The organism is Sulfurospirillum sp., assembly GCF_036802865.1.
In the GTDB taxonomy this organism is placed as follows: Bacteria; Campylobacterota; Campylobacteria; order Campylobacterales; family Sulfurospirillaceae; genus Sulfurospirillum.
In genome coordinates, this window is record NZ_DAIRVK010000002.1 from 35,475 (window position 1) to 49,795 (window position 14,321).

The window sequence follows — 14,321 nt, forward strand, 5'->3', positions numbered from 1 at the left end:
ATTCATTGCATCAAAAGCCAAAGTCACAGCATTTAACACTGCTCCTATAGCATTTTAGTATAGTTATAATTTTTTAAAATGTCAAGCCTTGCATATGAGAGCACTGAATAAAGGCTTAATTGGAAAATATCACGAGAGGAAAAATCCCCTCGTGATAACGCCTAACGCGCTAAATGTACGGCTTTTATCATATTTTCTAAAGCCGCTTTGGTTTCACTCCAGCCTCTTGTTTTCAGCCCACAATCTGGGTTTATCCAGAGTTGCTCTTTGGGGAGTACTTGTAAGCATGCTTTGATTTGCTCGCTCATCTCTTCCACACTCGGCACACGAGGCGAATGGATGTCGTAAACACCTGGTCCTATTTGTGCCCTATAATTGGCTTTTTGGAAGACTTTGAGCAGTTTATTGCCACTGCGTGAGGTCTCGATGGTGATGACATCGGCGTCCATGCGCTCTATCGTGTCGATGATGTCGTTAAAATTGCTGTAACACATATGGGTGTGAATCTGCGTTTGATCCCATGCGGTGCCAACCGAAGCTTTAAAGCTCTCCACTGCCCATTTTTCATAGGCTTTTATTTTCTCCGCGCGTAGAGGATAACCTTCTTTAAACGCGGCTTCATCGACTTGTATGATTTTGATGTCGTGACGTTGAAGCTCATCAACCTCTTCAGCGATAGCCGTAGCGACTTCATAAGCGACTTCACTTTTAGGGATGTCATCACGTACAAATGACCAGTTGAGGATGGTCACAGGACCTGTGAGCATACCTTTCATTGGCTTATCGGTGAGACTTTGAGCGTAAACAGTCCAGTCCACACTGAGGGCTTGTTTGCGCTTGACACTGCCGTAGAGAAGTGGAGGCTTAACGCAACGACTGCCATAGCTTTGTACCCAACCGTTTTGACTAAAGGCAAAACCCTCTAAAAGTTCGCCAAAGTACTCAACCATGTCATTACGCTCAAACTCACCATGTACGAGGACATCCAGTCCTAATGCTTCTTGAAGTTCCACGCACTCTTTGATGGATGTTTTTAAAGAAGCTTCGTACTGCTCACGAGAGATTTCACCTTTCTTGTATGCATTTCTCACCGCTCTGGTTTCTTTGGTCTGCGGGAATGAACCGATGGTTGTTGTTGGGAAAAGTGGCAAATTTAGGGCTTTTTGTTGCAAGGCAAAGCGTGTTGCATACGCAGACCTTGTGTAAGACGGGGCACTTTTTTGAAGGGCATTTGCTTTTTGGAAGCCTTCGTTTGCCTCTGGTTTTTGGCGTGTTTCCCAAAGTGTGTTGATCTGCTCTAACTCAGCCAGTTTCTCGAGCGCAAAGCTGAGGCGATTTTTTACTTCAGGTGCCATTTTATCTTCAAATTGTGTTGAAAATGGTACATGTAAAAGCGAGCATGAGGTTGAGACTATGATGTTTTTCGCATCAATTTTTTCGCTGATCTTTTCTAACAATGCATATGTTTTAGAGGTATTATTTTTCCAAACATTGCGACCATCTATAACACCTGCAATGAGCATTTTGTCGTTTAGATGTAACAGCGCTTCGAGGTTCTCCTCGCCATAGACAAAGTCCAGTCCGATCGCCCAAATAGGGCAATTCCCAAGAATCTCAACCGCTTCATTGGCACGATCAAAGTACGTAACAACTGCTATTTTAAGGCTTTTACTTACCGATCCTAAACGCTCATAAGCAATTTTTAGAAGGCTGAAAAATTTTGGTTCTAAGGTTTTGGCAAAGAGGGGTTCATCAAATTGGACGATGATATTTTCACCTAAACTAGCAATAGCTTGAAGGACTTTAGTATACGCTTCCAAAATGCCATCAAAGAGTGAAAAAATGTCACTTCCATCAACGGGATTTGAGAGGGCTAGAAATGTAAGTGGTCCTATCAGGTTGATTTTTGGATTTAGCCCTAATGCTTTAGCTTCTAGGTACTCTTCGGCAATTTTGCTAATATCAACACGAAAAGCCATATGTGCATGAATCTCAGGAACGATGTAGTGGTAGTTTGTGTTAAACCACTTGGTCATCTCCATAGCAGCACGGTCTTTATCGCCTCTTGCCATTGCAAAGTAACGTGCTGTTTTATCTTCAATAGCTTCAAATCGAGGAGGAATAGCACCTAACATTACTGTTGTATCGAGCATCGTGTCGTAAAGACTAAAGTCATTACATGAAATAAAGTCGATGTGACGTTCTTTTTGGTAGTTCCAATGACGTGCTCGCAATGATTTTGCAACAGTTTTAACGGCTTCAAAATCGGAATTTCCCGCCCAAAATGCTTCTAAAGCAAATTTGAGTTCACGTTTTTCCCCAATGCGAGGAAAGCCTGTAACGTAGGTTTTTGACATACTTTTTTCCTTGTTTCTTATACTTCAAAAAAGCGATACTTTTTTGAAAAAATGAGGCCAGCGTACATGCGTGGCAAAGTTGGTTATGGTGTGTTTGAAAAAAAGGAAAAAAGAGGAGGGTGGATGCCTGAACGGCGGAAGCTAAAGTAACGACAATTGCAGTTAGATTTACGTCTTATTTTGGCACGTTTTATGGCGGAGTGGGCGCGCTTTGCAAAAAGGCGACTGCATTTGCAAAGTCTGGGACGATAGGTTGTGATAAATCCTAGAAGCGTAGCCGAAAATGGTGGTGGGTCGTCTTCGACTTCTTCTTGATCACAGGTATCGGCAAACAGACGAGTAGTATGAAGCAGGCGTGCGTGAACGCGTTTGGTTTTAACTTCGCTGGTGGAAGCTTGTATGGCAGCAAGAGAAAAGTAGCCTTTTTTACCAAAGCCCTGAGGCAGTCTCAACGTACATCCTTCTATTTTGTTGGCGCATTATAACACATTGTTAAAATGAATGGTGCGTAAAAATTATTTACCATTCTGATGTAAAATACTCTACTATAATGACTTAAGGAGTACCTATGGAAGTGATAAAAACCGTTATATTGTTAACCTTAATGAGTTTGTTATTTGTTTGGGTTGGTGGCATGATGGGTGGAACGCAAGGTATGCTGATAGCGCTTGTTTTAGCAGGAGTGATGAATTTTGTAAGTTATTTTTACTCAGACCAACTGGTTCTGCGTCATTACAATGCAATTCCTGTTTCCAGACAAGAGGCAAATGGGCTGTATGTTATCGTTGAGCGCTTAAGTCAAAAAGCCAATCTTCCATTACCGCAAATATATATTATTCCCGATTCAATACCCAATGCGTTTGCCACAGGACGCAATCCCTCTCATGCCGCTGTTGCTGTAACTGAGGGGATTTTAGAGCTTTTAGATGACGAAGAAGTTGAAGCGGTATTGGCACATGAATTAAGCCATGTGAGACATTATGATATTTTAATAGGAACCATTGCGGCTACGATCGCAGGAGCGATTGGGATGATCGCAAACATGATGCAGTTTGGAGCTTTCTTTGGAGGAGACCGTGAAAATCGCCCTAATCCTATTGTGATGATCGTTCTTGCCATTATTTTACCTCTTGCCGCGGCAGTGATTCAAATGGCGATTAGCCGCAACCGCGAATACATGGCAGATGAAGGAGCGGCAAGGTTAACACGTCACCCTGAGTGGTTACAAAGTGCATTGGCAAAACTTTCTAACTACAATCGTCAAGGCATGGTACAAGAAGCAACACCTGAAAATGCACATATGTTTATCATTAACCCTTTCTTTGGCAAAGATATCTCCTTTGCATCGCTTTTCTCAACTCACCCGAGCACAGAAGAGCGTATAGCACGACTTGAAGAGCTTAAATTAGAGTTGAAATCATAAGGCGATCTTAAAATCATTGCGCTAAAATAAAAGAAAATGAAAGCAAAAAAAGACGTCAAAAGACGTTTGCATGTAAAGGATTTTTGATGAAACGCTCTTTAAATGATATACCAAGTTCTCCACTTCAAGCAGGTGAGGGTGCTAGTATGCAAATGCTCATTGCTCCAAGCATTGAAAATAATTTCGCGATGCGCAAATTCGTCATTAAAAAAGACGGTCATATGCCATTTCACACCAATACGGTTGAACATGAACAGTACGTACTGAAAGGTAAAGCCAGAGTACACCTGGGAGATGAAAGCTTCATTGCGCTCAAAGATGACATTATTTTCATCCCGGCAGGTGTGGCACATTCGTATCATGTTATTGGTGATGAAGATTATGAATTTTTGTGCTTAGTCCCTAACAAAGAAGACACAATAGAAATGGTCACATCTGGCGGTCAGAGCTGTGGTTGTTAGCGCTGAGCGGTAAAAGCCTCTTCAAAGAGGCTTTTTAGGCTTTACGAAGTTGCTCCAAATAGATAAGACCTTCTTCCCATAATCCCAAATTACTAGTAGTGTTGATGTGTCCTTTTTCGCCAACATTGACAAAACTACTTCCCCACGCTTTTGCAAGATTTTTCGCGTAGTCGATGCTTCCATAAGGATCATTACTACTCGCCATAATGATACTTGGAAAATCAAATGCCTGCATAGGTGTTTGCTCAAATCCTTCAGCAATGTTTGGAAATAGAGGCTCTTTAGGATCCGGTGGGGCTACGATCAATGCACCACGAATGGGGGTGTGATTTTTCGTTGCCGCCCAATGTGCCAATGTCAAGCACCCCATACTGTGTACGACCAAATAGACAGGTTCATCCAACTGTTTGAGCGTAGCTTCAAGTGTTTCAACCCACTCGCTAGCGATAGGGTGGTTCCAATCGCGCTGATGAACGCGCATAAAATCGGGGTGCTTTTTTTCCCAATGCGTTTGCCAATGTGTCTCGCCAGAGCCTTGGTATCCAGGAAGAATTAGAACGGACGGTTTCATACAGACCTCGTATTTTAAAATGCCGTTATTTTAGTTTAGAGTGCCTTAAAAGAGACTAGGTTATGATAGTCAAAAAATTGAGTGAGGAGTTTTCATGCGCTTTTTAGCGAACGAGACAGCTATGTTATTGGTTGACGTGCAAGAGCGTCTTTTTGGGCATATTGAAGGGCATGAGCTTATTGAAAAACATCTGTTGGTTTTACTTCAAGGACTCCAAGCTTTGGATGTTGCTATTGTGTGCAATCAACAATACACACAAGGGCTTGGTGAGACTATTGCACCGCTTCGAGCCATACTCAAAGAAACGATGGTTTATGAAAAACGTACTTTTAGTTGTTGCCAAAACAGTGATGTCATGGAAAAACTTCAAACGTTAGATGTCAAGCGAGTCATCGTAGCAGGAGTTGAAAGTCATGTCTGTGTTTTGCAAAGCGTTTTAGATTTGCTAGAAGCAGGATTCGAAGTGATGCTTTGTGTTGACGCTATAGGTTCCCGTAAACACAAAGATCATGAGATCGCTTTACGTCGGATGGAACAAGAAGGTGCAAAACTCTGCACGACAGAATCGGTGTTATTCGAGCTTTTACACAGTGCAAATCACCCACAGTTTAAGACCATCAGCGCCTTGGTTAAAGGGCTATAAGATCTTTACATGTAAAGAAGATTAAGACTTCTTTACATAGTAAGAGAGGCGATTCTCGGTGTGTTTAACAAAAAAGTTGTTTTCAGGAATGATGTCAGCATGGCCTAAAAAGAGCTTACCTTCAGGTTTGAGTAAGTTGGCAAAACGCTCAATGGCTTTAAGCCTGAAATCATCATCAAAATAGATGAGCATATTACGCGAGAATACAATGTCATATTTGCCTAAGGATAGAAACTCATGCTCAAAGATATTGACTTTTGTAAATGAAACAGAAGAAAAATACTCTTTTTTCACACGGTAAAAACGATCTTCATGGTTGAAAAATTTATCTTTGAGGCGTTGATCCAGCTTATGCAAAGAGCGTTCTGAAAAGAGTCCTTCTTGTGCCTTTGCGATGGCTTCAGCATTGATGTCAATCCCTGTAATGCTAAATTCTCTAAGGTTTTTATTTTTATCTTGTAACATCATTGAGAGCGAATAGACCTCTTCACCCGATGCACATGGTGCACAGAGAATTTTGACATTGGGAATAGCGAGTGCAAAATGTACGGCAAGATCAAGTTGTGTCTCTTCTCGGTAAAAGTAGGTTTCATTGACAGTCACTAAGTCTATAAGGTCTTGTCTAAGCGATTTATCATGCTGAAGTGTTTCAAAAAGCTTACGAAAACTGTATATCTCTTTACGCTCACAAAAAAGGCGAAGTTTGGTCTCGATAACACTGTTTTTAGAAAGTAGATCGACACCTATTTCACGCTTGATGTAATGTAAAAGATCATTAAGTCCAAATGTATTGAACTCTTGAGGTACTGTAGCTTCGTGTTTGAGCGCAACTTCAGGCGCTTTTTTTTTGTTCCAAAACCACATTAAGACTCTCCAAATTTTTTAATTGTTTGTACAATATCTTCCAATGCTAGCGAAACAATATTTGGATTTATCTCCATTGCACGCTTTGGCATTCCATATACTATAGCACTTTTTTCACTCTCAGCGATACAGGTAGCGCCATTTTTTTGCAATTCACTGAGTCCATTGGCACCATCATGCCCAATTCCTGTTAATAAAACGGCCAATATCTCTGCATCTTTAACACAGGCAACACTGGAAGAAAAGAGTGAATCGATACTAGGATTGTACGGCGTTTCACCCTCTACAATAGGTTCCATGTTAGGTGAAAAATCACCTTTAAAAAGCCTACAGTTTTGAGAACAGATATAGACGTTAGAGGCTTTTAAATTCATTCTTTTATCGACGGCATGCACAGGAAGATGCAGTTCATTTTGAAACTGACTGATAAAGCTTGGAATAAACGTTGCATTCATATGTTGTGCGATGACAATGGCAGCATTATACGTAGGCGAAATAACAGATAATATCTTTTTAAGATGTCCAGGGCCTCCAGTCGAGGCTCCGATTAAGACAATTTTGGGTTTCATGAAACTCCATATTTTATTAGAGTTATTTAGAACTCTTTTTAGAACGGCTTTTAGGCAAAGTACAAAGGTCTACGCTAACCGCTATGGTTCTAAAGCTTGCCTCTTTTGGGGCAGCTTCTTGCAAAATTGCAAGAAGTTTATTTTTTATTTTCTTCGATCATCCAGTAGAGGTTCATTCTAACCCCAGCACCTGTTGCGCCTGATTGGTTGTATCCCCACGCTTTTTCAAGGTATGCTGGACCTGCAATGTCAAGGTGAAGCCATTTGTCTTTATGTTCTTCTTCAATAAAATTATCTAAAAATAAACCTGCTGTAATAGCCCCACCGTAACGGCTAGAGCTAATGTTTGACATATCGGCAACAGAGCTTTTGAGCAGTTTTTTAAGGTATTTGTTAAACGGTAATACACCGCTTAGTTCACCGCTTTTATCAGACGCTTTACGCATTGAGTGTTTAAGTTCACTGTTATGTCCCATAATGCCTGTGGTGAATTCTCCAAGCGCTACAACGCACGCACCTGTCAGTGTTGCCATATCGACCAATAGATCAGGTTTAAGCTCTTGTGCATAACACAGACAATCAGCGAGTACCAAACGACCTTCGGCATCGGTGTTACGTACTTCGATGGTTTTTCCATTTTTAGCAACTAAAACATCATCTGGCTTATACGCATTGCCTCCGATCATATTTTCCGTTGCGCCAATAATCGCATGAATCTCATAAGGAACCTCTAGTGTTGCTGCGCCTTTTAAGATCGCCATAACAGCAGCAGCACCGCTTTTGTCAGCTTTCATGGTGACCATGTGTTCACTTGGTTTGAGGCTCAGTCCACCGCTATCGTATGTTAAGCCTTTGCCAACATAAACCAAACGTTTTTTGGCATTTTCAGGCTTGTAGGTTAGGTGAATTAATCGAGGAGGATGAACACTTGCACGATTGACGGCAAGGAACGCGTTCATGCCTTGTTCTTTTAAAAAGTTCTCGTCCATGACTTTACATGTCACATTTGGAATGGAGGTTAATGTTTGAGCCACATCGGCGAGTGCAATTGGCGTCATGTCCTCAGGTGTTGCATTAACAATTGCTTTGGCAAAATTGGTCGCTTCTGCGACTGCGGTTGCAGAACGCAATGCCTTTGTAGCGGTTTCCATTGAAACATCGGTACGGCTATAGTCTTCCAAGCAGATAGTAATTTTTTCAATTTTAAGTGGATCTTTTTTGCTTTTATACGCATCAAAGGTATAACTTCCAAGAATAAAACCTTCAACAAGTGCTTTGATATTAATGCCAGGGCAGTCATTAGAGTATGTTCCAATACTAAGGCTTTTGATAGTGGTCTTTTTAATTGCTTCCAGTGCTTTAGATGCAGCTAAGCGAATCTCATCGGCATCGAGTGAATCGCATCCAACGTAAAGTGTTTTACTGCTAGGAACAAAAACGCTCTCTTCACTCTCACCTTTGAACCCTAAAAGTTCTAGTGTCTCTTTGTCTGTGATAGAAGAATGTGTTAAATCTTTATTGATGACAAGGACGATTTTAGCGTCCGCTTGTGTTTCATTTATTTTCTGATTGAGTACTACGATATGCATGTTTTTCCTTAAATGTCTTGTCTGTAACTTTATGAAAATAGTAGGAGATTCCTCCTCCAATAATTCCTGCAAGTGGAATAGCAAAATACCAGTGTTGTTTTGCCCAGTGAATGACGATGAGAATTTCTTGTCCAAAATACCATGTTGGAACGATTGTAAATGCCGCCCAAAACCATGCTGAGATAAGGTTGATCAAGGCAAACATCTTTCCGCTGTAACGTGTAAGCCCTATGGAAATAGGAATGACGGTGCGAAGACCGTAAAGGTAGCGCTGAATAAAAATAATCGGCCAACCGTATTTTTTGAGTAAAAGATGGGCAAGTGCCAATTTACGGCGTTGTCCGCGAAGTTTATTATAAACAAATTTTTTATTGAAACGTCCAATGTAAAAATAGACTTGATCCCCCGCAAAACCGCCAAGCCCTGCCACAAAAATAGCGATGAAGAGGTTCATATCACCTGTGTGGGTCAAAAGTCCAGCCATAACAAGACCCATTTCTCCTTCTAACATACCCCAGAAGAAGAGAATGATGTAGCCATATTGTTTCATGAGATAGATAAATTTATTTTCTAAACCTACAACAGGAGCCATGTACAAGACATAGCCTAATGTTGAGAGTATAATAACCATAAAGAGTGTGAAGAGTTTTCCAGAGTGTTTATTCATAAATTCACTCATCTTTTATCCTATGTTCAAAATAGATTTCGCTTGCATCATATCTTTATCCCCACGTCCAGAGAGATTGACAATGATAACTTTGTTTTTGATCTCATCTTTTGGGATTTTTTTAAGATATGCTACGGCATGAGCGCTCTCAAACGCAGGAATAATGCCTTCTTTGCGGCTTAACCATACAAAAGCATCCAGCGCTTCTTGATCAGTGATATTATCGTAATGCGCTATGCCTTCATCTTTCAGATAGGCATGTTCTGGTCCAATACCAGGGTAATCAAGCCCCGCTGAAATAGAATGCGCTTCTAGAATTTGCCCATCATCATCTTGAAGAAGGTAACTCATCTGTCCATGAAGCACCCCTGGGCTTCCTTTGGCGAGAGAACAGCCATGTTTATCGGTATCTATGCCATGACCTCCTGCTTCAATACCAACGCACTTCACGCCTTCTTCACCTAAGAAGTGGCTAAAAATACCCATAGCGTTACTACCACCGCCAATACAGGCGACAACCATATCGGGAAGACGTTTCTCTTTGACCAAGATTTGAGCCTTAGCTTCGTAACCGATAATCGCTTGAAAATCACGCACCATCATAGGATATGGATGTGGACCTGCTACTGTTCCGATAATGTAAAAAGTATCGCGTGCATGCGTTACCCAGTATCGAATAGCCTCATTCATGGCATCCTTGAGTGTTTTACTGCCACTTTTAACAGAGTGTACTTTTGCTCCTAAAAGCTTCATACGAAAGACGTTTAACTCTTGACGTTCAACATCTTTTTCGCCCATAAAGACTTCACATTCAAGTCCCAAAAGTGCTGCGACAGTTGCTGTTGCAACACCATGTTGCCCTGCACCAGTTTCTGCAATGACACGTTTTTTGCCCATCTTTTTAGCGATTAAGCCTTGTACAATGGTATTGTTGATTTTATGTGCACCCGTATGATTCAGATCTTCACGTTTGAGATAGATTTTTGCACCTAACTCTTGAGAGACGTTTTTAGCATAGTAAAGTGCTGAAGGACGACCTACATAGTCTTTCATGTAGTGTTCGACTTCACTCCAAAAATTTTCATTGAAACGAAGGGTTTGGTACTCTTTTTCAAGCTCTAAAAGAACAGGCATCAATGTTTCAGGAACATAGCGCCCTCCAAATATTCCAAAGTGTCCGTTTGCATCAGGGTCAAATTTTGAAGCTCTAGGAATGTACATTAGAACACCTCTAACACAGAGTAAACAGAGGTTGTTTTTTTAATATAAAGATCACCTTGTAAAAAAGTAAGATTCATAATGAAACAAGCTTCAATGCACTCAGCCCCTGCTTTATTGATGAGGTTAACCGCAGCGGTAGCCGTGCCACCAGTTGCAATAAGATCGTCGATCAAGAGAACTTTAGGTTTTGATGTATTGATAGCGGAAAACGCATCGATGTGTATGCACACTTCATCGACACCGTACTCCAAAGAGTATTTTTCACTAATAGTCGTATAGGGAAGTTTGCCAGGCTTTCGAATAGGCACAAAACGTGTTTTAAGACGAGAAGCCAAAGCTGCCCCAAAGATAAAACCACGGCTTTCAATGCCTGCGATGTAATCAATGTCCATTGCTGAATAACGCTCAACCAAATGGTCCATTAAAAGTGTAAATGCTTCTGCATTGCCTAAAAGAGTGGTAATGTCTTTGAACTTAATGCCTGGTTTGGGGAAGTCTTCAATTTCACGAATAGAATTTAAAAGATAGATTTTATCAGCATCACTTAAATGACTCATGCTATAGCCTTTTTTACTTTTTATATGCATTCTAGGCAAAGCCTAAAAAGTTTGCCTTTTTGAGGCAGAAAATGTTGACATGTAACACATGAAAACAGCAAGAACATAGACATATTATAAAAGTGCTTCGATTTTTCCTTCGAGCTCTTTAATATGTTGGCGAAGTTTGTCGCCTTCCATTCGGTATTGACTGTTACGTGTACGAAGTGATTTTAGATCATTTTTGACCTTTTTGAGTTCATCACTTAAAATATCAATATTGCCCAAAGAGCGTTGCAATTGCACTTGATACTTTCGGATGACCACTTCAGCATCATTGAGCGTTTGTTTGACCACAATGTTACTGCGCTTCTCTTTACGTAAAAGTGTTTTAAAGTAGAACACCATAATTAACAAATAGGTACACGCTGAAAAAAGTACGGTTGTTATAATCCATTCTACTGCCATGGTCACAACTCTATTTTTTCAACACGTTCAGCGTGTCTTCCACCCTCAAATGAGGTAGTGCACCATGCTTTAAGCATAGACTCAATGACACCAAGACCCACAATGCGCTGACCAAAACAGAGTACATTAGCATCATTATGTGCACGTGCCATCTCTGCGGTATAAGCATCATGGCAAAGAGCAGCTCGAATACCTATGTGTTTATTGGCAGCCAAACTCATACCAATACCAGACCCACAGATAAGAATACCCTGTGTTGCGCTGTTCTTTAGCACTTCAAGACAAAGTGCATGCGCATAATCAGGATAATCAACGCGCTCATCATTAAATGGTCCAAGATCGATGACTTCGTGCCCCATATGTTGGAGCATAACAATGACATCGGGTTTGATGGCAATGCCTGCATGATCGGTTGCAATAAAAAACTTCAAGGAAATGTCCTTTAATCAGGGAATAAGGACGATTATAGCACAAGGATTATTATAAATTCCAAAAACAGACTCCCCTTGGGGAGCCTGCTAATATAACCATCCGATAACGTAGCGAATTGGTAGAAAAAAGTAGTGTGAAAGCGGTGTTGCAATGAAAAGAATCAAGATGATCATTCCATAACGCTCCGCCGATTCATAAAGGCGTACAATAGAATTCCATCCCATAATCATCGCAAAGTAAGTCAGAGCATGTGAGCCATCAAGTGGTGGGATAGGATAGAGATTGAACAGTCCTAGCACAACATTGTAAATGAGGGCTTGAATAAAGAAATAGACGACAAAATACTCGATATAGCTGTTGACTTGGTGTAAATCTTGAAAAAAGCTCAAAACGCCTGCACATATCAATGCAAGTGTAAAGTTATACGCAATGCCTGCTAGAGAAACATGAATAGCGGCTTTGTATCCACCATTGCGAATGACGGTAGGAATGAAAATAGGCACAGGTTTTGCCCAACCGAACATAAAAGGTGCGCCACTAAAAAAGAGTACTGCAGGAACAATAATCGTTCCTACAACATCGACATGCACGATAGGATTGATACTAAGGCGACCTTGGTATTTAGCCGTGGTATCACCATAGCGATATGCCACATAACCATGCATGATTTCATGCCCAATGATGGCTATCATAAGGGCTAAAACGGTAGCGATGATTTCAAGCAGGTGGATAGTATCCATTAAAAAAATCTCTCATCATATTGCATAGAGTCCACAAAACGACCGATACGGTTCCATCTTATTTTGTATTCATCCGTTTTTTTCCATGATGCCAGTTCGCTAGCAGAGAGAAGTTTCTCTTCTTCAGCCCCTTTTTTCTCCCATGAAAAATAGATAAACCATGGTTTTCCTACGATAAGTTTATAAGGGACACTTCCCCAAAAACGGCTGTCATTGGAGTGGTCACGGTTATCGCCCATCATAAAAAAGTTGTCTTTGTCGACTTTGGTATAAAAGGCATTAAAACTATAGCCTGAAATGGTAGGAAGTTCTTGTACCATTGCGGGTTTCATAGCCAGTTGATTTGCGTTTAGATACAGTGTCATTTGTTGGAAAAGATCAACAGAGTCATCATATTGAATGCCGTGGAATTTTTCTTTGTAAGGGTTGTTGACCCAGAGTTTACCTGCGATCGTTTTAATTTTCTCAGGTGCGTAATTTGCTTTAATATATTCATCACCCTCGTTAAAGTGGATGTAAAGATTTTTCTCTTGGAAAAGAATCTCATCGCCCTCTGTTGCAACACAACGTTTTACATAGTGGACTTTTTCATCTTTAGGGTAACGAAAGACAACAATATCACCACGTGCTGGTCTGCTTCCCTCTATAAGGTGACCATTATCGTTAAAATCAGGTAGCACTGGAATTTCAAGCCACGGAATATGCGGTGTTGCAATACCATACGAGAATTTTTTAACAAAAAGATGATCGCCGACAAGAAGCGTTTTTTTCATCGATCCACTGGGAATGACAAATGCTTGAGCGACAAAAAAGATAACAAATAAAACGATAACAAGAGTCCCTGTCCAACTGTTGGAGAAGTGGACAAAACGGTTCAGTAAATTTTTCATGAATTTCCTAATTATAAACGATGCTTTGCAGCTTTGATGGTGTTTTCTAACAACATTGCAATGGTCATAGGACCAACACCGCCTGGAACGGGAGTGATGTAACTGCATTTTGGAGAAACGCCTGCAAAGTCAACATCACCTACAAGGCGTCCGTCTTCGGTTTTATTGATGCCAATATCAATCACTATTGCACCCTCTTTAATCATGTCAGCCGTGATAAGGTTTTGTTTACCCACACCCACGATAACAAGGTCTGCTTTTTGCGTATGTGCTTTAAGATCTTTGGTAAAGATATGGCAAATATCAACCGTTGCGCCTGCATTTAAGAGTAGATTCATCATCGGTTTGCCAACAATATTACTCGCTCCTACGACACATGCATCAAGTCCTTTTGGATCAATGCTATAGTGTGCTAAAAGACGCATAACGCCAAGAGGTGTGCAGGGTACAAAACTATCCAGTCCTGCAACCAAACGACCCACATTGAAGGGATGAAAGCCATCAACATCTTTTTTAGGATCAATCGCTTCGATAATTTTTGTGGTATCGATATGTTTAGGAAGGGGGAGTTGAACCAGTACACCATCGATGTTAGAATTGTTATTGATCATAGCAATGGTTTCTAAAATTTTCTCTTGTGAAATCGTGGTTGGCATTTTATGAATAATCGAATAAACACCCGCAGCATCACACGCTTTTTCTTTCATCTTAACATAGGTTTGACTCGCAGCATCATCACCGACTAAAATAACGGCAAGACCCGGTGTTATGCCTTTTTCATTAAGCTTATTACTCTCTTGTTTAAGCTCAATTTTGATTTGATCTGACAGTGCTTTTCCATCGAGGATCTGCATTCAAACATCCTTTTAGTTCATTTTTGATACTATACC

General features: G+C 40.7%; 17 protein-coding genes. 3 read left to right on the forward strand and 14 right to left on the reverse strand.

Translation table 11 applies throughout. The annotated features are described in order from the left end of the window. Nucleotides 1-161: 161 nt before the first annotated feature. Nucleotides 162-2,357, reverse strand: coding sequence for a 5-methyltetrahydropteroyltriglutamate--homocysteine S-methyltransferase (metE, locus tag V7Q04_RS04510; RefSeq protein WP_333803734.1), 2,196 nt, complete (start codon nucleotides 2,355-2,357; stop codon nucleotides 162-164). 83 nt (nucleotides 2,358-2,440) lie between these two features. Next, nucleotides 2,441-2,809, reverse strand: a complete 369-nt coding sequence (locus V7Q04_RS04515; protein ID WP_333803735.1) for a hypothetical protein — start codon at nucleotides 2,807-2,809, stop codon at nucleotides 2,441-2,443. A gap of 116 nt (nucleotides 2,810-2,925) precedes the next feature. Here V7Q04_RS04515 and htpX point away from each other — a divergent pair, with 116 nt between their 5' ends. Together htpX and V7Q04_RS04525 are read left to right on the forward strand one after the other, a co-directional pair. Further along, the gene (gene htpX, locus V7Q04_RS04520) at nucleotides 2,926-3,780 is read left to right on the forward strand and encodes a zinc metalloprotease HtpX (protein ID WP_333803736.1); all 855 of its coding nucleotides are present in this window, start codon (nucleotides 2,926-2,928) and stop codon (nucleotides 3,778-3,780) included. Between the two features lie 86 nt (nucleotides 3,781-3,866). Then, nucleotides 3,867-4,241: a cupin domain-containing protein gene (locus V7Q04_RS04525; protein WP_333803737.1), complete on the forward strand. Its 375-nt coding sequence runs from the start codon at nucleotides 3,867-3,869 to the stop codon at nucleotides 4,239-4,241. 34 nt (nucleotides 4,242-4,275) lie between these two features. On the opposite strand, the gene V7Q04_RS04530 is transcribed toward V7Q04_RS04525, so the two are convergent. Continuing rightward, the gene (locus tag V7Q04_RS04530) at nucleotides 4,276-4,812 is read right to left on the reverse strand and encodes an RBBP9/YdeN family alpha/beta hydrolase (RefSeq protein WP_333803738.1); all 537 of its coding nucleotides are present in this window, start codon (nucleotides 4,810-4,812) and stop codon (nucleotides 4,276-4,278) included. A 94-nt stretch (nucleotides 4,813-4,906) separates the two neighbouring features. Between V7Q04_RS04530 and V7Q04_RS04535 the strand changes: the two genes are divergently transcribed. Continuing rightward, nucleotides 4,907-5,455: an isochorismatase family protein gene (locus V7Q04_RS04535; RefSeq protein WP_333803739.1), complete on the forward strand. Its 549-nt coding sequence runs from the start codon at nucleotides 4,907-4,909 to the stop codon at nucleotides 5,453-5,455. Between the two features lie 21 nt (nucleotides 5,456-5,476). Here the strand turns inward: V7Q04_RS04535 and V7Q04_RS04540 are convergent, their stop codons facing one another. The 11 genes from V7Q04_RS04540 to folD form a co-directional block, all read right to left on the reverse strand. Further along, nucleotides 5,477-6,319 carry a CheR family methyltransferase gene (locus tag V7Q04_RS04540; RefSeq protein ID WP_333803740.1) on the reverse strand — a complete coding sequence of 281 codons (843 nt, stop codon included), beginning with the start codon at nucleotides 6,317-6,319 and terminating at the stop codon, nucleotides 5,477-5,479. Further along, nucleotides 6,319-6,888, reverse strand: a complete 570-nt coding sequence (locus V7Q04_RS04545) for a CheB methylesterase domain-containing protein (RefSeq protein WP_333803741.1) — start codon at nucleotides 6,886-6,888, stop codon at nucleotides 6,319-6,321. Before V7Q04_RS04545 ends, V7Q04_RS04540 begins: the two co-directional genes overlap by 1 nt. A 137-nt stretch (nucleotides 6,889-7,025) precedes the next feature. Continuing rightward, nucleotides 7,026-8,477 (reverse strand): leucyl aminopeptidase, encoded by a 1,452-nt coding sequence (locus V7Q04_RS04550; protein ID WP_333803742.1) that lies wholly within the window; start codon nucleotides 8,475-8,477, stop codon nucleotides 7,026-7,028. Continuing rightward, nucleotides 8,443-9,156: a DedA family protein gene (locus V7Q04_RS04555; RefSeq protein WP_333803743.1), complete on the reverse strand. Its 714-nt coding sequence runs from the start codon at nucleotides 9,154-9,156 to the stop codon at nucleotides 8,443-8,445. Before V7Q04_RS04555 ends, V7Q04_RS04550 begins: the two co-directional genes overlap by 35 nt. Before the next feature lie 3 nt (nucleotides 9,157-9,159). Further along, entirely contained in the window at nucleotides 9,160-10,365 is a 1,206-nt protein-coding gene (gene trpB / locus V7Q04_RS04560; RefSeq protein WP_333803744.1) for a tryptophan synthase subunit beta, read from the reverse strand. Next, entirely contained in the window at nucleotides 10,365-10,922 is a 558-nt protein-coding gene (locus V7Q04_RS04565) for an adenine phosphoribosyltransferase (protein ID WP_333803745.1), read from the reverse strand. The genes trpB and V7Q04_RS04565 overlap by 1 nt, the downstream gene beginning before the upstream one ends. 114 nt (nucleotides 10,923-11,036) lie before the next feature. Continuing rightward, nucleotides 11,037-11,369: a membrane protein gene (locus V7Q04_RS04570; protein ID WP_041959828.1), complete on the reverse strand. Its 333-nt coding sequence runs from the start codon at nucleotides 11,367-11,369 to the stop codon at nucleotides 11,037-11,039. A 2-nt stretch (nucleotides 11,370-11,371) separates the two neighbouring features. Then, on the reverse strand, nucleotides 11,372-11,800 hold the full coding sequence (rpiB, locus tag V7Q04_RS04575; RefSeq protein WP_333803746.1) for a ribose 5-phosphate isomerase B: 429 nt from the start codon (nucleotides 11,798-11,800) through the stop codon (nucleotides 11,372-11,374). Between the two features lie 87 nt (nucleotides 11,801-11,887). Next, entirely contained in the window at nucleotides 11,888-12,541 is a 654-nt protein-coding gene (locus V7Q04_RS04580) for a site-2 protease family protein (protein WP_333803747.1), read from the reverse strand. Further along, a complete protein-coding gene (lepB, locus tag V7Q04_RS04585; protein ID WP_333803748.1) occupies nucleotides 12,541-13,431 on the reverse strand; it encodes a signal peptidase I in 891 nt (296 codons plus the stop codon). The genes V7Q04_RS04580 and lepB overlap by 1 nt, the downstream gene beginning before the upstream one ends. Nucleotides 13,432-13,442: 11 nt before the next feature. Then, a complete protein-coding gene (folD, locus tag V7Q04_RS04590) occupies nucleotides 13,443-14,285 on the reverse strand; it encodes a bifunctional methylenetetrahydrofolate dehydrogenase/methenyltetrahydrofolate cyclohydrolase FolD (RefSeq protein WP_333803749.1) in 843 nt (280 codons plus the stop codon). Nucleotides 14,286-14,321 lie beyond the last annotated feature (36 nt).